The sequence below is a fragment of the Paenibacillus sp. JT31N11 genome (assembly GCF_056269285.1).
In genome coordinates this window covers 281367-299470 of the sequence record NZ_JBWDNQ010000005.1, presented here as the reverse complement: position 1 = coordinate 299470, position 18104 = coordinate 281367, and the positions used below count along the sequence as shown (strand labels likewise).

The 18104-nt window shown below is 52.5% G+C and carries 16 protein-coding genes; 4 read left to right on the top strand and 12 right to left on the bottom strand.

Annotated features, from left to right (window positions below):
- The 5 genes from AC0YNV_RS19940 to AC0YNV_RS19920 form a co-directional block, all read right to left on the bottom strand.
- Positions 1–1053: a sensor histidine kinase gene (locus AC0YNV_RS19940; protein ID WP_475769591.1), complete on the bottom strand. Its 1053-nt coding sequence runs from the start codon at positions 1051–1053 to the stop codon at positions 1–3.
- Positions 1050–1799 (bottom strand): response regulator transcription factor, encoded by a 750-nt coding sequence (locus AC0YNV_RS19935; protein WP_475769590.1) that lies wholly within the window; start codon positions 1797–1799, stop codon positions 1050–1052. The genes AC0YNV_RS19940 and AC0YNV_RS19935 overlap by 4 nt, the downstream gene beginning before the upstream one ends.
- A gap of 285 nt (positions 1800–2084) precedes the next feature.
- Complete coding sequence (trxA, locus tag AC0YNV_RS19930; protein ID WP_210039080.1) at positions 2085–2396, bottom strand: thioredoxin; 312 nt, start codon at positions 2394–2396, stop codon at positions 2085–2087.
- An 83-nt stretch (positions 2397–2479) separates the two neighbouring features.
- Positions 2480–2905, bottom strand: a complete 426-nt coding sequence (locus AC0YNV_RS19925) for an RrF2 family transcriptional regulator (RefSeq protein ID WP_210039081.1) — start codon at positions 2903–2905, stop codon at positions 2480–2482.
- Positions 2906–3086: 181 nt separating this feature from the next.
- Positions 3087–3977 carry a DUF72 domain-containing protein gene (locus AC0YNV_RS19920; RefSeq protein WP_475769589.1) on the bottom strand — a complete coding sequence of 297 codons (891 nt, stop codon included), beginning with the start codon at positions 3975–3977 and terminating at the stop codon, positions 3087–3089.
- Positions 3978–4218: 241 nt separating this feature from the next.
- Here AC0YNV_RS19920 and AC0YNV_RS19915 point away from each other — a divergent pair, with 241 nt between their 5' ends.
- Both AC0YNV_RS19915 and AC0YNV_RS19910 read left to right on the top strand, forming a co-directional pair.
- The gene (locus tag AC0YNV_RS19915) at positions 4219–5217 is read left to right on the top strand and encodes a LacI family DNA-binding transcriptional regulator (protein ID WP_475769588.1); all 999 of its coding nucleotides are present in this window, start codon (positions 4219–4221) and stop codon (positions 5215–5217) included.
- A 68-nt stretch (positions 5218–5285) separates the two neighbouring features.
- On the top strand, positions 5286–5921 hold the full coding sequence (locus AC0YNV_RS19910) for a DsbA family oxidoreductase (RefSeq protein WP_475769587.1): 636 nt from the start codon (positions 5286–5288) through the stop codon (positions 5919–5921).
- 224 nt (positions 5922–6145) lie between these two features.
- On the opposite strand, the gene AC0YNV_RS19905 is transcribed toward AC0YNV_RS19910, so the two are convergent.
- The 3 genes from AC0YNV_RS19905 to AC0YNV_RS19895 form a co-directional block, all read right to left on the bottom strand.
- Entirely contained in the window at positions 6146–7795 is a 1650-nt protein-coding gene (locus AC0YNV_RS19905; protein WP_475769586.1) for a copper amine oxidase N-terminal domain-containing protein, read from the bottom strand.
- 273 nt (positions 7796–8068) lie between these two features.
- Positions 8069–9418, bottom strand: a complete 1350-nt coding sequence (gene nagZ, locus AC0YNV_RS19900; RefSeq protein WP_475769585.1) for a beta-N-acetylhexosaminidase — start codon at positions 9416–9418, stop codon at positions 8069–8071.
- Between the two features lie 234 nt (positions 9419–9652).
- Positions 9653–10480, bottom strand: a complete 828-nt coding sequence (locus AC0YNV_RS19895) for an alpha/beta hydrolase family protein (protein WP_475769584.1) — start codon at positions 10478–10480, stop codon at positions 9653–9655.
- Positions 10481–10921: 441 nt separating this feature from the next.
- Between AC0YNV_RS19895 and AC0YNV_RS19890 the strand changes: the two genes are divergently transcribed.
- Positions 10922–12163, top strand: a complete 1242-nt coding sequence (locus tag AC0YNV_RS19890) for a nitrate/nitrite transporter (protein WP_210039290.1) — start codon at positions 10922–10924, stop codon at positions 12161–12163.
- A 55-nt stretch (positions 12164–12218) separates the two neighbouring features.
- Here AC0YNV_RS19890 and AC0YNV_RS19885 read toward each other — a convergent pair whose 3' ends face one another.
- The 4 genes from AC0YNV_RS19885 to AC0YNV_RS19870 all read right to left on the bottom strand — a co-directional run bounded on the left by AC0YNV_RS19885 (position 12219) and on the right by AC0YNV_RS19870 (position 16759).
- Positions 12219–12905, bottom strand: a complete 687-nt coding sequence (locus AC0YNV_RS19885; RefSeq protein WP_475769700.1) for a class I SAM-dependent methyltransferase — start codon at positions 12903–12905, stop codon at positions 12219–12221.
- A 188-nt stretch (positions 12906–13093) separates the two neighbouring features.
- Positions 13094–13873 (bottom strand): molybdenum cofactor guanylyltransferase, encoded by a 780-nt coding sequence (mobA, locus tag AC0YNV_RS19880; protein WP_475769583.1) that lies wholly within the window; start codon positions 13871–13873, stop codon positions 13094–13096.
- 97 nt (positions 13874–13970) lie between these two features.
- Positions 13971–14597, bottom strand: coding sequence for an FMN-dependent NADH-azoreductase (locus AC0YNV_RS19875; RefSeq protein WP_475769582.1), 627 nt, complete (start codon positions 14595–14597; stop codon positions 13971–13973).
- Between the two features lie 173 nt (positions 14598–14770).
- Complete coding sequence (locus AC0YNV_RS19870; RefSeq protein WP_475769581.1) at positions 14771–16759, bottom strand: glycoside hydrolase family 127 protein; 1989 nt, start codon at positions 16757–16759, stop codon at positions 14771–14773.
- Between the two features lie 143 nt (positions 16760–16902).
- On the opposite strand from AC0YNV_RS19870, the gene AC0YNV_RS19865 reads away from it, so the two are divergent.
- A complete protein-coding gene (locus AC0YNV_RS19865; protein WP_475769580.1) occupies positions 16903–17763 on the top strand; it encodes a helix-turn-helix domain-containing protein in 861 nt (286 codons plus the stop codon).
- Positions 17764–18104 lie beyond the last annotated feature (341 nt).

The following is an 18104-nucleotide window of genomic DNA, read 5'->3' as shown; positions in this document are numbered from 1 at the left end:
CTAAACGGCTTCAGGTATGGTAAACCAGAATATGCTCCCGCCTGCCGGGGGACAATCAAGACCGATCTCTCCGCCTGCCTGCTCAACCAGGGATTTGGCAATGGAAAGCCCCAATCCCGCGCCGCCGCTCTCGCGTCCCCTGGAACGGTCCACCCGGTAGAAGCGCTCGAATACCCGCTCCCGGTCCGGTTCCGGCACACCTTCTCCCTGATCCGATATCCGGATGCGAATGCGATGTCTCTCCTCCGCCAGCCCTTCCACGGCTATAGCACCACCCTGCGGGGAATAACGGATCGCGTTCTCGAGCAGATTCTGCATAATCCGTTGAAGCGACTGCGAGGGCAGCCGGCAGTAAAGAGGCTGGTCCGGAAGCTTGACCTCAAGGGTGATCGAAGCCGCTTCCAATTGAGGAGCGAACCGCGGCAGCAGCTCCAGCAGGCTGTCTTCAAGCAGGCTCTGCGACGGCAGCTCATATTCATCCTCGCGTGGAGAATCGCCTCTGTCCAGCATGGACAGCTCGAATAATTGCTGCATCAGATGCCCAAGACGAATCGTCTCCGTGCGGATGGTTCCCATATAACGGCGGACCGCAGCTTCATCATTTACTATGCCGTCCTCCAGCGCTTCGGCATACGCCTGCAGGGAAGCCAGCGGCGTTCTGAGATCATGCGCCATATTGGCTACGAGCTCGCGCCTGGCGACTTCAGCCGCCTGCAGCTGGTGGAAGCTTGCTTGCAGCTTGTCGCCCATCTCGTTGAATTGGCCGGCCAGCAGCTTCAGCTCCACAGGTCCGACGAGCGGGACGCGGGCCTGAAAGTCCCCGTCCGCAATACTCGCCGATCCTTCGCCGATCCGCTTCACAGCCGCTTCAATCGGACGTATAAGTAGATAATGCAGTATGCCGGACAGCAATCCCGCACCCAGCGAGACGATTGTCAGCCAAATGAACTGCTCCTCTGACAGCAGCATGAATCTGTAGAACAGAATGAGCAGCACAATAATAACGAGAATACTTATGGCATTGGTCAGCAGCAAATAAATACGCAGCTTCATGACTGCCTCTTGCCTTCAAATTTATAGCCAATGCCCCAAACCGTCTTGATCCAGCTGGGCTCGGAAGGCGTTGGCTCCAGCTTTTCCCTCAGTCTGCGGATATGTACAGTCACCGTGGTCGTATCGCCATCGAATCCGGTATCCCAGATGAGACTGAGCAGCTGGCTGCGCGAGTACACCCGCCCCGGGTACTCCGAGAGCGTGAGAAGCAGGTCAAATTCCTTTACGGTGAGCTCCGCTTCCGTGCCGCCTACGACAACGCGCCGTTCATCCGGATAAACGGATAAGCCCTCAAAATGAATCTCCGCCCGAACAGACTGCGCAATTGCCCCTTGTGCTCCGCCTGCTCCCGGCAGGGAAGCGTTTGAAGCAGCCGCGCTTGTGCCGACACGGCGCAGTATATTTTTCACCCGCAGGACAAGCTCCCTTGGACTGAAGGGCTTCGTCATATAATCATCCGCGCCCATCGTCAGCCCAAGCAAACGGTCAGGCTCCTCGCCCCGCGCTGTCAGCATAATAATCGGCACATCGCTTGCTTGCCTGACCGCTTCGCATACCTGCCAGCCGTCCATGCGCGGCATCATCAAATCGAGCACAAGCAAATCCGCTCTGCGTTCCTCCCATAGCTCCAGCGCAGCGGCTCCGTTATGGGCAATGCGGACCTCGTAGCCCTCGCGTTCCAGATACCGGCGGCACACATCGGTTATGTTGCTTTCGTCATCGGCAATAATGATGCTGCCTGCCACATCGGCGCCCCCTCCGTGCCCCATTTTTGATGCTTCTATTATACCCTGCTTACAGTTATAACGAATATTTCTTCTATATCATAACGCGGGAACGTTATTTTATTACAAGCATAACGGATAACCGTAAACGAAGAAGAACGAAAAGATTATAGAGTTCTAACGAATGTATTACGAAAGTATGAACGGAAGGCCGGATGATGTTAAGACGAGGATCAAATAAAGCAAAAAAAGCCCCATACCCCGCAGGGTATGAAGGCTTTTCGAAAGAAAAGAAAGGCAGAGCGATTAGATTTGGCCTTGAATTTTATTTTTCAAGGAATCTTTGGATTGCAGACCAACCATTTTGTCAACCGGTTGTCCGTCTTTGAAAAGGATCAATGTCGGAATGCTCATGACTCCGAATTGGGAAGCCAGTTCAGGCTCTTCGTCCACATTGATTTTACCGATGGTGGCTTGGCCGGTCAGTTCCGTGGAAAGCTCTTCAACGATCGGAAGCTGCATTTTGCAAGGTCCGCACCATGGAGCCCAGAAATCTACAAGGGTTACGCCGCTTTCGATGCTTTTCGTGAAATTATCTTTTGTCAATGCTACTGCCATGATAATCATCCTCTCAATTATAAGTTCCGGGTGCTCCGGCTGCTTGGAGGGAGCTGCCCGTTATACCTTGTTTCTTAAAAAAATCAACAATCCTCGCACTCGTGAATTTGACCGAGTACATCCGTAATCGTAATGCCGCCGAAGTACTCCTCCAGCTGCTTCTCCGCCTTGCAGAAGATACCATCCATAACCTCCCGCATATTGGAGCCGACTACACAATCCATATCAGGATTGCCGGAACACCAATTAGGGATGACGGATCCTTGAGCCAATAAGCGGTACACATCGGCCAAGGTAACGACCGAAGGATCGAGCGTCAGCCGGTAACCACCGCCTGCGCCTTCCCGCGTATCGACATAGCCGCCGCGCCGCAGATAGCTCATTACTTTACGTATTCTGGCTGGATTCGTGGCAACATTGTCGGCGATTGCTTCGCTCGAAGCCATTCGGTCCGGACGATATGCCAAGTATACCAAACTGTGTACGGCTATCGTAAATTCGCTGTTCATGCGTTACGGCCACCCCGCTTTGTACTGTAATAATATCAGTTACAGTTGAAAATGTCAACAGGGCAGGCATTGATTATTTCAGATTACCTCGCATGAAATTCATACCTTCTCTATAGTTTAAAATACCCTGTTCAGATGGAGCCTACTCAAACTTTTTTCAGCGGAGGCCAGGGAAAGGCATTTATTCCTCCCCGGGCAGATCGAACAAATCAAGCTGCTCCACCGGATCCGCCTGCGGGTCCTCACCGAAGAATCCGCGCGGCGGCGTCTGGCCCAGCATGGCCATCAGCTGCAGCGCATTATCCGCCGCATCCCCGCCGGAATTGTTATTGAACAAAATACATACCGTCTCTGACAGCTGCTCCAGCCTGATCAGCCGCTGAGCCCATTCCTCAAGCTCCTGCTCGTTATAGCGATACAGGTACCGCACCTCCCGCCAGTTCGGCTGGCCGCTCGACAACCAGCCGTCATTGCTGCGTCCATGCAGCCGCACAAGCGTAAGCTGCGGATCCACCGCCGCTTCCACAATCGGCACGGAGCCGTCGCCGACCTGGGGCTCATCGCATACCGTATGAATCCACCCTTCCTCGCGCATGAAAGTCAATGTCTTCTGCATCATATCGGGCTTGAACCAGCTTTGATGACGAAATTCAAGGGCGACCGGAATATCCTCCATCCTTTTCTTGGCTGACCGCAGTACGGCGATGTTGTGACGATTGCAATCAAACCATGGGGGATATTGAAAAAGGACGGCTTTCAGTTTGCCTGCCTCAATAACAGGACCGATCGACTCACGAAAATCACGAAACATAACCTCCAGATCATCTCCAGAATATGCCTGGCGCGTATGCCCTGTCATGCCCTGATAGGCTTTAACGACGAATGAGAAATGTCCGGAAGTGTCTCCGGCCCACTTCCTGTACAGGCTGTCTTTGTGAATTGCGTAATAGGAGCTGTCCACCTCTACTAATGAAAAAAATTTGCTGTATTCCTTCAGTCTTTCCTGCGGCTTGATGCCAGCCTTATAAAGCTTGGCATGGTCTCCCCATCCTGCCAGTCCAATTGAAATCACGGTTATGCCACCGCCTTTACACAAAAATGAGGTTGAAATTATTTTATAATACCCCCATGCCTGGTGAACACATGGGAGTATTTTAATATAGCCCTGAATATAATTACATCATGTTGATACAAGCTTAACAATCAAACGTTAAAATATACTGAATTGATTAGAAAACAGTCATATAAAATGGTAATTTTATCAAGATTGGACAACGGTGTCGGATCAAGTTTTGCAATATAAGGAGAAAAAAATGAATCATCGATATACGATTAGGGACATCGCCCGGATATCGGGTTTTTCATTCAAGACCGTGTCGCGGGTGATCAACGACGAGCCCAGTGTGAAGCCAAGCACTCGGGAGAAGATATTGCAGGTGATTTCCGAGACGAACTTTAAGCCGAATATGTACGCCAAAAACTTGAATACCAAAATCAATAAAAATATCCTCGTCTCCATCCGCAAGATGCGGGGGCAGAACACGACGCAATGGTTCGATTACCTGATGTCCTTCATGATCAAGGAAGCCCGCGATAAACAGTACATGCTTATTCAGGAAATAATCAGCGACGATGCAGACCTGCAAAATTCGATGCTGGAAAAATCCGGCGGCTATATCGATGTTCTTGTGCTGTTCTACGTGGATGATCATGACAAGCGAATCGAAATGGCGCAAAGAAACCATATCCCCTATATCTCCTTCGAAAAAAACCCGCTTGCTCCAATCTCAATCGCCAACAACAACAGACTGGGTATGACCCAGGCAGCGGAGTTTCTGTTTGCAAGAGGTTTAACGACCATATGCCTGCTGCTCGGTGCGGCAATCGATGTCAACCTCGACCGGGCCGAGGCTATTAAGGAAGTATATAAGCTGCACAACATTCCTCTGGATCGGCTGGAGGTCATCTACAACATGAATAACCTGGAGAATATCAAGCGGTTTGTGGACAGGCGGATTGAAGACAACAGGCTGCCTGATGTTTATTTTGTATCGGGGGATGAAAAAGCGATTGCGGTGTACAACTCGGTATACGCACACGGACTGTCCATTCCGCAGGATGTGTCCGTCATGGGCTTCGATAATATTCCGATCTCAAAGTATTATTATCCTCCGCTCACCACTATGGGACAGGATTTCGAGAGACTCGCGAGCGAGATGTTCATTGTCATTGAAAAGCTGATCGGACAGGAGCAGGACATCCAGCCTGTGAAAGTAGATCCACAGCTGATCGTCAGGGAAAGCGTCAAATAACTGCGGAAGCGAAGCTGTGCGCGAAATGGTACAATAGTAGAAAAATTACGATTGCGAGAGGATCATAGATGATGCATATTGACTTATATTCCGATGTCGTTTGTCCCTGGTGCCGCATAGGCAAGCATAATTTGTTCCAGGCGCTTGAGCTGTGGGCAGAGAAGGGCGGGGAACCGGTTACGGTGTCCTACCATGGATATCTGCTTGACCCGGCACTTCCCGAGGAAGGACTTCCCTTCAATGATGTGATGAGATCGAAAATAGGAACAGAAGCCCAATTGAAGCAGATGACCGAGCATGTGACACAGGCCGGCGCTGCAGTAGGCGTCACATTCCGTTTTGACCTGATGAAACGGATGCCCAGCACCCGGCTGGCCCACCGCTTCGTAGCTTTGCTGCCCGCAGAGCTTCAGGCAGCGGCGATAGATGAGCTGTTCCGCGCATATTTCGAGGAAGGCCGGGATGTCGCCCAGCTCGACGAGATCCGTGCAGTCCGTGCCGCCATCGGGGCTGAAGAGTCCATCATCACCCGATTGCAAAACGGCGAAGGCGCAGATGTGCTGGAAGCTGATCTGGCGCAGGCCCGCAGTCTTGGCATCACAGGCGTTCCTTTCTTCGTATTCAACAACCGTTACGCCCTGTCCGGCGCCTATCCCGCAGATAAGATTGTTCAGCTGCTGGAACGGGTCAGCAAAGGGGAATAATCAGCTATTACAGTCAGGAAGAAGCGGCTGTCGCCGTCCTTTAGCGGCTAAGCCAAGAAAATATAAGCAAAGTATGGAGGAAATTTATACTTTCTTATATTTGAACAAAATAAAGCAGGTGACAAAAAAATCAGTCACCTGCTGGCCGCTCGGAGAGCAAAGAAACTTGCAAGTGCCACCAAAGGCTGGCGCGCGCTGCAAGTTTCTTTTTCATTCAAGCTGACTTACATATTCGCTTCATACTGCTTCGACATCATGATGGATTGGTCCAGACTGTTGAATTGAACCGTCCAGCCATAGAATTCGGAAATCGAGCGGACCGGGATGTACACACGGCCGTCTACGACAACAATGGAGGTTCCTGTCACAGCCGAACCGTTCAGCGTGATCTGCTTGGGATTGACTGTGCTGTATACCGAAACATTGTAACCATTGGTCACGGTTGTCGTTCCGGCCGCCTTATCGAATGTAATGGTTCCTCCCGTTGCTTCCGCCCAGTAACGGACCGGAATATATGCCGTTCCGTTTTGAAGAATAGGCGTGGAATCCATAGCAGTGACTGTACCGTTCACGGTGAGATTCTTGCTGTTGACTTTCATCGAAACGCTGGAGGTCTCGAATATCGTTCCCAAACCGCCAACGCTTCCGGTTGAACCGCCGCCTGTCCCTGTTCCGGGAAGCGTACCGGGCATTTGGAATTTATCGCTGTTCTGGGCAATGATACCGCCAGTCAGCGAATCAGCTGTCATGAACATATGGTCGTAGGCTGTGCGCAAGTCGTTGTAGGCAGCCGCATAGCTCGCCTGATCATAATGATTGAAAGAATCCAGCAGCTGATTGATATGCAGTTTCAAGCCCTCGGCAATTTCATTCTCATTGAAATAGGAAGGATTGGCGGCAGCGAAGAAGCGCGCCTGATCCATGCGGTATTTCTCCAGCTCAGCCGCAGCCGCCGCACGGTCTGTTTCACTGTTTGCAGCCGTCGCTTTCACATAATCGGCAAAGTAGCCGATATGCGAAGACCAGAGAGGCCGGAAAGCCTCGCCTGCCGCATTGCCATAAACGCTGGTGATCGCCGCCGTCAGATCAGCGGTGTTATCGCCGAGCGATAAGGATGCCGCTTCAAAATCCGGTTTGGCATCATTGCCCTTCTGCATGGTCAAAGCTGCAAGCAGAGCATGCTCGCCGAGCAGACGGCCAAGTGTGGAACGCAGATCGGAAGCCTCCTGATTGCTGCTGAGTGAAGGGAATTTGGCCGGGTATTGAGCAGAGATTCCTGCCGCAAGAGCATCGCCGGTTTCGAACATATGCGCATAAGCTGCGCGGGTATCCGCATAAACCGCGGAGTAATCCTTGTTCACATAGGCATCAAAAGCATCCAGCAGATGATGAATATGCATTTTCAAGCCTTCGGCAATAACCTCCTGCTTGAAGTTGTCGGGGTTGGCGTTTGCAAAAAACGCAGCCTGCTTCGTCCGGTAATCCTCCAGATCGGCAATCGCCTTCTGGCGCCCTTCCGGATCATTGGCCGCTGTCGCCTTGACATAGTCGACAAAATAGCCGATATGCGTGGCCCAAATGGTTTTGAACTCTGCGCCTGCGCTTGCTCCATAGACGGAGGCAACGGCCGCTGTCAGATCATCCGTATTGGCGCTGAGCGCATTCGCGGCATCGTTGAAATCCGCTGAAGCATCGTAGCCCTTCTGCATCGCAATAACAGCAAGCACGGCATGCTCGCCAAGCAATTGTCCAAGACCAGCCCGCAAATCCTGAGTAGCCCCTTTGGCATTCTGGGCTTGCGCACCCGCCAATGCTGGAACGACGAGCAACAAACAAGCTAATAATACCCCGACCTTCGCTTTCAAACCCTTCACTGTTCATCTCTCCTCGATATGTAGGATGATTGCCGTCTTAACACTTATGACTTACACCGCGGATTAGAGACTGAAACTGCTTTCATTAAAAAAATGTGAAGGCTCTCATCATCCAGAAGTTGCTAGTTTTTCGAATATTAACAGGTATATAATTGATTTTATGGGAGTTTTTACAGGTTCTTTTAGGCTCCGTAAAACAGCAAAAAACCTCCCGCCATAAGGCTGGGGGAGGCTGCAATTGCAAAGAAACCGTGAAGCTAAAACCGGACAAAATTAATGCGAAGCCAGAGTTTGCTTTATCGCGGCATTAAGCTGCGTAAGCTTTGGCGTCTGAATTTTCACATCGTCGGTTAGGGCATATTTGTTCTTCAGGGCAAGAATCCGCGTCACACTTTCGTTGATCCGTTCTTCGGTAATGTCTCCCTTGCCCACACTCTTCTTCAGCGCCTGGATCACGCTGGCCACATTATCATATTCATGGGCCACCAGCAGAATATCGCTGCCCGCCATAACGGTCCTTACGGCTGCCTCCCCCATCCCGAAATGCTCAGCGATCGCTCCCATGGTCAGGTCATCCGTGATCACCACTCCATTGAAGCCAAGCGTGCCCCGCAGCTCGTCGGTAATGACGGTTTTGGATAGAGAGGCCGGATATTTGGGATCCAGCTTGGGAAATAAAATATGGGCGATCATCACGGCATCCACACCCTCATCGACCGCTTCTTTAAAAGGCAGCCATTCAAAGGACTGCAGCTGGGTCAGACTTTTGTTCACCACAGGCAGCTCCAGATGGGAATCTACGGAAGTATCGCCGTGACCGGGAAAATGCTTCACAACCGGAATGACCCCGGTCGATTGAATCCCCTTCATCACTTCCATCCCCGTGTCCGTCACCAGCTTTGCCGTCGCCCCATAAGAACGGTCCCCGATAACGGGGTTATCGGGATTGCTGTTAATATCCAGAACGGGTGCAAAATCGACGTTAATCCCCATTGCGCTGCAGGCCTCGCCGAGAAAAGAGCCGATCTTGGCAGCATAGTCCGGCTGGTTCACTTTGCCCACGGCTCTGCCGGTCGGCAGATCGCTGACCCCGGGCAGACGGCTGACCCTGCCGCCTTCCTCATCGACAGAGATGAACAAGGGCGCCGAATTGCTGCCGCGGCTCCATTCCTTGATCCGGTTCACATAAGCTGCGACTCCTTCCGGGCTCGTCAGATTGTTTTTGTAGAAAATAATGCCCCCTACATGCTCATCCGCAATCATTTTCCGCGTCTGCTCCGTGGCGCTGCTTCCCTCTACGCCGGCAATAATCATCTGTCCCAGCTTTTCCTCCAACGTCATCGCCTTCACCTGAAGTCCGATTTCATCGGAGGGAGATGAGTTACCCGGCTCAGTCTCCGGCTCATTGCCGGAACCGCTGTTGCTGCCGGTATCCGGGAGAGCGGAGCCCTCATCCGGCTCAGGCTGGTCACCGGCATTCCCATGCTCCTGAGCCGGCTGCTGTTCCACTGATCCGGCGGACCCGCCCGTTTGATCCGATTGCCCTGCCTGTTTATTGCCGCATCCTGTCGTGAAGCAGCAGATGCATATGATAACGGCTAGCCATCCCGCTTTTAATCTCATAAACTGCCCTACCTCCGTTATGTCGTCCTTCACTGCATGTCAATCCATGTTAGTTTACACTTAATCCCGGCTGCTTATAATCGGCCCACATGCTATAGACGTGCGCAGCATCAATTATGTTCTGGATTTTATAGATTGAAAAAAACAACAAAAAGCCCTCCAGCCGGAATTGAAGGGCTTCTTGTTTATTTGTGATTGTTGCTATAACCGCCATTACTTTGCGGCTCAACACTGCTAGATGGTCCACAAGCTCCAATCATTGCGGCGTTTGCCGAGGACATCGATCCAGCGGAAGGTAATGTCAAACAGCTGCTCTCGGGCAGCCCTCGAGGAGAAGGTATGATCTGCCTGCAGAATGACCTCCTTGTCGCAGCTGCCTTCCTTGCGCAGCCAGAACATCTTCTGGTACAGGAAGCAGTAATCGACGGGCACTACTTCATCGGCAGTGCCGTGGACGACAAGCACATCTCCGTTGAAGCTCCGAAGCTCGGTCAGAGGCTGGAACTGCGCCAGGGAATCGGTGAAGTGCTTGGTCAGCTCGTAATGCATATAGTCGCTTTTTCCCGAAAGTTCAATCTCTTCGATGGTGCGGGTGCCGACGATGTTGCGGATATCCATGAAGGGATGTGCCACACCTGCCCATAGAACCAGTGACTTCACCCGCGGGTCGCGGGCTGCCGTCAGCACGGCAATCGCGCCTCCCAGACTGTGGCCGAGCAGAATAATCCGGTCCGGATCGACCAGATCCAGGCAGTAGCCGTAATCAATTACCGTCCGGGTCTGCTCAATCATATCCTCAAGTCCGCCGCTCCCGTAATCTCCTGTGCTCTCGCCGCATCCTCCATAGTCGAAGCGCAGCACCAAATAGCCGTTATTCGTCAATCGTTCGGCTGCCTCGACAAAAAGCCTGTCGGTTCCCATCCGGTTGCCGATAAAGCCATGGCATATAATAATAAGCGGAAATTTATCCGCCGCTCTACTGCCTTCCCGATCCAGCACCGGATACTGCAGTACTCCGGATAAAAGAAGATCGCCGCTCTTAATCGTTATGGGATGATTCATGAATCGCACCGCCTAACCCTATAATTCCTACCTTTATACTATGAATTAAGATTAACATGATAATTCAATCCCGTCAATATGTGAATACCTGATATGTTTGATATCCGCTTTACGTCAGTTTTATTTCAAGCCTCTGGTCATTTAGTATTTCCCCCGCATCTGGAAATTTACCCGGCTGCAACCTCGGAATTTATATCGCTTATTTTTGTGTAAGATATATTGACATGTAATTGACGCAAAGAATATAATGCAAATAAGATCACAATGACGTGAATCGAAAAATGTAATTGGCCTGCACACTGACGTGCAGCTCAATTTGGCAAAGAGGCCGCAGATACAGTTGATTACAACTGTGCTGGGGCCTTTTATTGTGTTTTGGAGCCTGTTCAACAAGCCGGCCCACTAACGAAACGATGAGAATTGGAAGGGGTTTTTGCCATGATGGATCGGAAAAGCTTTTTGAAAAGCGGACATAGCCCTACGCTTTTGAGTTCATTTTTGTACTTTGATGTCAGCTTTATGGTATGGGTTCTGCTTGGTCCGCTCGTTGTTGTCATTATGAGCGATTATCCTATGGACGCCTCGCAAAAAGCCAATCTGGTGGCGCTCCCGGTACTGGGCGGCTCTGTACTGCGTCTCGTGCTCGGATACTTAACCGATGTTATCGGTCCCAAACGCACCGGACAAATCGGCATGCTGCTGACCATGGTTCCGCTCGTATGGGGCTGGAAGTTCGTAGATTCCCTGAATGAGCTTTATATGGTCGCTATTCTTCTGGGAATTGCCGGTGCTTCGTTCGCCGCTGCGCTGCCGCTTGCCAGCCGCTGGTATCCGCCGCAGTATCAGGGATTAGCGATGGGAATTGCCGGGGCCGGCAACAGCGGCACTGTTTTTGCGACGCTGTTCGCCAACCGGATCGCCAACTATTTTGGAGACTGGCATGTGGTATTCGGACTGGCCATCATACCTGTCTCCATCGTCTTCATTATCTTCAGTATATTTGCCAAAGACAGCCCCTCGCAGCCGGCGCCGCGAACATTATCCGAGTACGGCTCCGTTCTCAAGCAGCGCGATACCTGGATGTTCTGCATCCTGTACAGCGTCACGTTCGGCGGATTCGTCGGCATGTCCAATTACCTGACCATCTTCTTCAACACCCAATACGGGCTTAGTCCCGTCCGTGCGGCGGACTTTACTACAGTCTGCGTCATTGCCGGCAGCTTCTTCCGTCCGATCGGAGGATGGCTGGCCGACCGGATTGGCGGCATCCGCATGCTGATGGTATTGTACGGCATTGTGGCCATCATGATGGCCAGTATATCCTCGCTCCCTCCGCTCTCGCTCATTACCGTACTTCTATTCATCGGCATGATGAGCCTCGGGATGGGCAACGGCTCTGTCTTCCAGCTGGTACCGCAGCGGTTTCAGAAGGAGCTCGGCATTATAACGGGCATTGTTGGCGCGGCAGGAGGACTTGGCGGTTATTTTCTGCCCAAAATTCTCGGCAACCTAAAGCAGTCCACCGGCTCCTATACACCGGGCTTTCTTATTCTGAGCGGGGTTGCGCTCGCCTGCGTCGTGCTCATTTTCATCATTCAGGGCTCCTGGAAGAAAACCTGGATTGGCAGCGGCGGCAAAGCCCGCGAGAGCCAAAACGCAATTCAGAACACGATCGCGTCGTAAGCGGGGTTTTACGGACAAAAATCCGCACAGGCATGCTCGCACATGATTTGAGCTTTTATGCCCTTCGCCCGGTCAGCACAGCAAAATTATAATGCTTGAACAAGCAATCCACATCTGTGAAGCCAGCTCGGGCGAGCCAGCCCAGCTGTGATTCCACCGTTGCATATTTATCAAGCTTCATCCGCTCCAGAGCCAGATCAAAATTGTCCTGGGAGAGCCCGCTGCCGAGCACCGCCGCACGCCATGTCTCTTCGTAATACCGGTGAATGGCCGGCGTGCTTCCCAGTACCTGATCGGCATTAATGAACAACCCGTCATCCTCAAGAAGTGAATAAGCTTTGGCATAAATGGCCTGCTTGGCCGCATCCTCCAGATGATGAATGGAGAGCGAAGAAATGATAATATCGAATTTCCCGCTGTATTCGTAGGCCGAATAATCGGCGACGATATATTCAACCCGGGACAGATGGCTGAATCTGACCTTGGCGATATCCATCATATTGGAGGAGAGATCGATAAGGGTCAGTTCGGCATCGGGATATTTCTCCACAAAAAAGGAAGAAAATAATCCGGTTCCCGCTCCCAGATCCAGGATCCGGGGGGCTTTCCGGCTCTGCCGGGAAAATGCGACCGGGATACCATAGAAATCATCAAAGCTTGGGATCAGCATCCTTCTTTGCTGGTCGTACTTGTCTGCAATTTCATCGAATTTCACTTTTACCTGATGACTGTCCTTGTTCATACTCACGGCCAATCCCTCCTATGCATGGATCCGAATAAAGTTATCTTCTGATCCCACTGTATAGGATGTACCTGTTATTCCACAAATATATAATTACTATTGTTCTAATAGCTTCTTCCTATAGAATGATAAACAACAGAGGCAGAGAGCAAATCGCCAGCGTAGCCGCATTCCCTATCTTCAGCAGCTCACTCCGTACTATCTGAAGAAGGATTCCTTTGACCCATTATGTAATGATCATAGGACGCCGGCGTATTCAAATTGACAAAAGCCTCTTCTTCTTCCTCCGTAGTTCCGATCCGGACAGACTGGAGCCGCTCCAGCAAATGCATGACACGGAGGTCTCCCCGCTCAAGCTGCTGCTGGATGACGGATGCCGTTCGCGTGTGGTATAACGCATGAAAAGGCTGCCCGGAAGTACGGATGATATCCGGTCCCGGTTCTCCTGTATGGACCGCCAATTCAGCCAAGCGCCGGAAGAGCGGGACAGACAGGACGGGCATGTCGCAGGCCATAACAAAGACATAGCCCTCCTCCGGTACGCCGGATAATGACGCATGCAGCCCTGCAAGCGGTCCACAGTCTGGATAGCTGTCCTGCACGAAGGAAATGCAAGCTTCCGGATTGCCCGTTCCGGAGCCGGAAGGAAGCTGGCCGCTGCTATTTCGCAATCCGCCGCCGGATGTCTGAAATCCGGGTCCGCCGCCGCCCCTTGGTATGATCCGGGCAGGCCATTCATCGCCCGACTCCCCGAGAACAGCAAGGTAACGCTCCTCCTGCCCGCTGTCGCGAACCGCAAGGGCAATGCTCCTGATGCCGGCATCCAGCATCTGCCCGATAATCCGCAGAAGCAGCGGCTTGCCGCCGATGTCGAGCATGGCCTTGTCCGTTCCCATCCGCAGGCTTCGCCCTCCGGCCAGAATAATGCCCTGCCGGATCCCGGCTTTCTGTTCATTCCTGTCCCCCATGCATTCACAACCTTCATAAGCTTTATTATGCCAAGATTGTACCCGCATTACCGGACAAGAACAAGTCTGCTCCCCGCAAATGGCTTCGGATCGCAAGCTAGAATCCGGAAGCCAGCTCGATCGTTCTTGCCAGACCGGATTCAATGATAGCCTGCGCGCGGTCCTGATACTGATTATGGCCTTCGATGACAATGGATTCCGGGCTTTGGATGCCCCACAGACCTATTGCGCACTTCACGTAGTTTAGAGCCATTTCCAACGATTGCATATGCGCCACTGAATAATCCCCTCCCCGGGCACTGAGCAGCACGACCTTCTTGTCACCCGCCAAACCAACCGCACCCTCCGAAGTGAACCGGAAGGTTTTTCCGGGCTGTGTCAAATAGGCGATGTACGTAATCAGCGGAGCCGGTACCGTCAGGTTCCACAGCGGAAAAGCAAAAATTATTTTATCCGCAGCAAGAAATTGATCCAGATAACGGTTGGCCACAGCCGCTGCCACTGCTTCTTCCGGGGATGCTTCCATGCCCTGATCTATTTTATTAAGACCCGTAATCATTTTGTTCCCGTAATAGGGAAGCTCCGCTTGATACAGATCCAGCTCGGTGATGCGATCCAGGAGGTGGGTTTCCCGGTAAGTGTTCAGGAAGCTCTCATACATTCGCACACTGACGGATTGATCCGCCGGGCGATCATTTGCTTTTACGAATAACACATTTGCCATGTCAAATATCTTCCTCCTGCAGTAAATTTGGATAAGGGCCCTCTTCTCTTTCAATAATAAAGCAAATCCCCTGACAGCCTATTGTCAGGGGATTTCTTGGGATAACGGAGAAATAATCCACTCCGGGCAGCCTGTTCTATTTTATATCAGGACCGTAAAAAGGCCATTATTCATTATTCTTTCTTCCCTGCCGCTGTTCGAATCCATACCGTCATCTCGCCCTGGCCGCGGTTGCCCCACAGGTAGTAAGGCACGGCCGTTAAATGGACGCTCCTTGTCTGCCGTGTTGATGAGAGCGGCAGATAAGGAGCATCATCAGCCTCCCAGGCCGCTTCATCTTCGATCTGCCCTTCCCATTCCACGATGACCGCACCGCCCAGCAGCCCGGCCTCGTAACGCGCGCCCAGCTCGGCTTCGCGCACAATGGAAACAGCCGCAAGCGGACTGCCATTGTCTGTCTGTTCCAGACAGTACACAAGCGGACCCCGCTGGATGGCGGCTTTGCCCGCATTCACCCGGATCTCCGGTCTTGCCGCAATCAGCTGCGCCTGAAGCTCCAGCTCCCATTCCACCACGTCGCCCTCCGACCACTGCCGCTTGATCAGCGCATACCCCTGCTCAATATCGTAAGGGGCAGGCGAACCATTGACGGTCATTCCGGCCTTCCCGGCGCACCAATCGGGGATTCGCAGAGCCAGCGTGAACTCGCTGCCTGAAGCCGGAGGAGTCACCTCGAAGCGGACCTTGCCTTCCCAAGGCAGCCCAGATACCTGCTTCATCTTCACGCTGCCGACCGCAAGCTCGAAACTCGATTTGCTGCCGATGAACAAATGCGCATATACAGTATTGGTTTCAGGTGATGCCGTATAAATATAATCGTTCAAGGAGCACAAGAGCCGCGCCACATTCGGCGGGCAGCAGGAGCAGCCGAACCATTTCTGGCGGACCGCCTTCACATGACGCCTTCCCGGGTTCTTCTCCGAAGCCTCCGGCCACACCTCCAGCGGATTGACATAGAAGTAATGCTTGCCGTCCAGCGACATGCTTCCAATTACATTATTATAGAGCGCCCGCTCCAGTACGTCGGCGTATTCGCTCTTAGGCTCCAGCTGCAGCATCCGGCTGGCGAAGAACATAAGCCCGATTGAAGCGCATGTCTCGGCATATACCGTATCGTTGGGCAAATCGTAATCGAAGGAGAAGGCTTCCCCGTGATGAGTGGAGCCGATTCCGCCTGTAATGTACATCTGTCTGGCGGTGGTATTGCGCCACAGTTTCCGGCATGCTTCCAGCAGGGACTCGTCGCCGGTCAGTCTGGCCAGGTCTGCCATCGCAGCATACATATAAACCGCCCGGACCGCGTGGCCCACCGCCACTGTCTGCTCCAGCACCGGCTCATGCGCCTGGAAGTATGCCAGATCCGGCGATGCAGTCTCTTTTTGCGTCCAGTGGCTGAATCTTCCTCGTCTTTCCCATTCCTCCACGAAGAAGCTGGGCTTCTCTCCCCTTGCATCGATAAAGAACCGGCTCAAGCGGAGATACCGCTCCTCACCCGTGACGCGGTACAGCTTGACCAGCGCCAGCTCGATTTCCTGATGCCCGTCGTAACCGTGGAGCTTGCCCGGCTCCGGTCCAAAAACGGAATCGATATAGTCGGCAAATTTGCACATAACCTCCAGCAGCCTGCGCTTGCCTGTCCCTTCATAATAGGCGACCGCCGCTTCCATCATATGTCCGGCGCAGTACAGCTCGTGCGCCTCCTGCAGGTTCGTCCACTCCTTGCCCGGCTCCTTGAGCGTAAAGTAGGTGTTCAGATAACCGTCACTGCGCTGCGCCGCTGCAATGAGCTCAATCACGCCATCGGCTGTCTTCTCAAGCTCGGGATCGGGATGCCCGGCAAGGGAATAGCCAACGGCCTCCAGCCATTTGGCGACATCGCTGTCCTGAAAGACCATTCCTCCGAACTCGCCCTCCGCAAGCCCTGCCGCAATCCGGAAATTCTGAATCGCATAGCTGGGAGCGGCATCTGCAATCCGGTCATTCAGCGCATCCCACTGATACGGAATGACCGTATCCCTCACCAGCTCCATATAGCCGTCCCAAAAATCATCCCGTATGCGTACTTTAGGCTTCTCATTATCCCGTTGCGTTGAAAGATTCATGATTATCCTCCTTCAGTGTGGTCGGTCAAGAAACATCAATATTTGATTCTCATGCAAGTTCAGTTTATTCTTTAAACTAGAAATCAACTATAAATAAACTGAACCAGTTTTTATAAAATATCACACTGATGAAGGGTGAGGGCATGAATGGACACAGCAGCCTGATTCGAATGGAAACCCCGCCGATGCCTTATTTCATCACGATCGGCTTGAGCCGTTTTGCGCCGGGCGAACAGCATCCGAGCCGCCGGAACCTGGGGGTTTTTGACCTGTTATGGGTGGTAAAGGGTGTGCTGCATATCGGGGAGGAGGACCGCCAATGGGAGCTGGCCGAGGGACAGACGCTGCTGCTGCTGCCGGACCGGTATCATTATGCGGTCAAGCCCTGCGAGGAGGAAACCGTCTTCTACTGGATTCATTTCAACTTTGCCGGTGAATGGACGAACGGGGAAGAAGCCGCGGCGCCGGTTCATCCCCCGAGGCAGCCTTGGATGAGCGCGTATACGATGCAGCTTCCGCAGTCCCAGATGCTGCCGAATTTCACTCTGGCGCTGCGGCAGCTGGCGAAGCTGATGGAGCTCTCCACAGAGAACCGCTCCAGCGCTTTCTTGAAGGAGCAGCAGTCGTTCCTGGAGCTGCTGCGTCTCTTGGAGGAAGGCGGCGAAAGCAGAAGCGCCTCACCGGCAATGAAGCTTGCCGAGAGCACGGAGGCTTATATCAAACAGTATTACCAGGCGGATTTGAAGAATGAGACGCTGGCCGAAGCGCTGCATTTTCATCCCAATTATATTGTCAGATGCATGAAAGAAATCTATGACTGCACGCCGATGGCATATTTGCAGGAATACCGGCTGGAGCAGGCGAAGCTGCTGCTGATCAAGACCGAATGGTCCATCGCCCAGATTGCCGAAGAGGTCGGCTTCCGCCACACGCCCTACTTCTCCAGCTGCTTTAAACAGTACTGCGGGATGCCCCCGCTGCAGTTCCGCAGGCAATTCCTGTGAAGGGCAGGCTGCTGCAGGGCGCTTACCCGAAGGATGAGCCGCCCTTACACTTTTCTCCAGACTGCCGCATATTTCTTCCTATACTGCAATACCCTTCACAACCATTTCCCGCTGCTAACGTTCCCGCAAGTCCAACTCTCCAGATCGCCTGCAGGCTGTGCAGCAGCCCCATTCTCCCGCCTCCATAACAGCCTGTTGAGCCTGAATAATAATTCATTATTCACCATCAACTCCCCCCTTCTTCTGTTTGATCTCGGCTTCAGCATAATCCCGTTCTCAAAGGCACAGCTTGTCTGAAACGCTATGTATTTTGCCCCCTGTGGTACCAAGAAAAAATATAT

Coding starts and splice junctions, on each gene's coding strand:
- trxA (WP_210039080.1), bottom strand. CDS start 2,396: ATGGCAGTAGCATTGACAAAAGATAATTTCACGAAAAGCATCGAAAGC.
- AC0YNV_RS19915 (WP_475769588.1), top strand. CDS start 4,219: ATGAATCATCGATATACGATTAGGGACATCGCCCGGATATCGGGTTTT.
- AC0YNV_RS19885 (WP_475769700.1), bottom strand. CDS start 12,905: ATGAACAAGGACAGTCATCAGGTAAAAGTGAAATTCGATGAAATTGCA.
- AC0YNV_RS19870 (WP_475769581.1), bottom strand. CDS start 16,759: ATGAATCTTTCAACGCAACGGGATAATGAGAAGCCTAAAGTACGCATA.
- AC0YNV_RS19890 (WP_210039290.1), top strand. CDS start 10,922: ATGGATCGGAAAAGCTTTTTGAAAAGCGGACATAGCCCTACGCTTTTG.
- AC0YNV_RS19925 (WP_210039081.1), bottom strand. CDS start 2,905: ATGAACAGCGAATTTACGATAGCCGTACACAGTTTGGTATACTTGGCA.
- AC0YNV_RS19910 (WP_475769587.1), top strand. CDS start 5,286: ATGATGCATATTGACTTATATTCCGATGTCGTTTGTCCCTGGTGCCGC.
- AC0YNV_RS19940 (WP_475769591.1), bottom strand. CDS start 1,053: ATGAAGCTGCGTATTTATTTGCTGCTGACCAATGCCATAAGTATTCTC.
- AC0YNV_RS19895 (WP_475769584.1), bottom strand. CDS start 10,480: ATGAATCATCCCATAACGATTAAGAGCGGCGATCTTCTTTTATCCGGA.
- mobA (WP_475769583.1), bottom strand. CDS start 13,873: ATGGGGGACAGGAATGAACAGAAAGCCGGGATCCGGCAGGGCATTATT.
- AC0YNV_RS19865 (WP_475769580.1), top strand. CDS start 16,903: ATGAATGGACACAGCAGCCTGATTCGAATGGAAACCCCGCCGATGCCT.
- nagZ (WP_475769585.1), bottom strand. CDS start 9,418: ATGAGATTAAAAGCGGGATGGCTAGCCGTTATCATATGCATCTGCTGC.
- AC0YNV_RS19875 (WP_475769582.1), bottom strand. CDS start 14,597: ATGGCAAATGTGTTATTCGTAAAAGCAAATGATCGCCCGGCGGATCAA.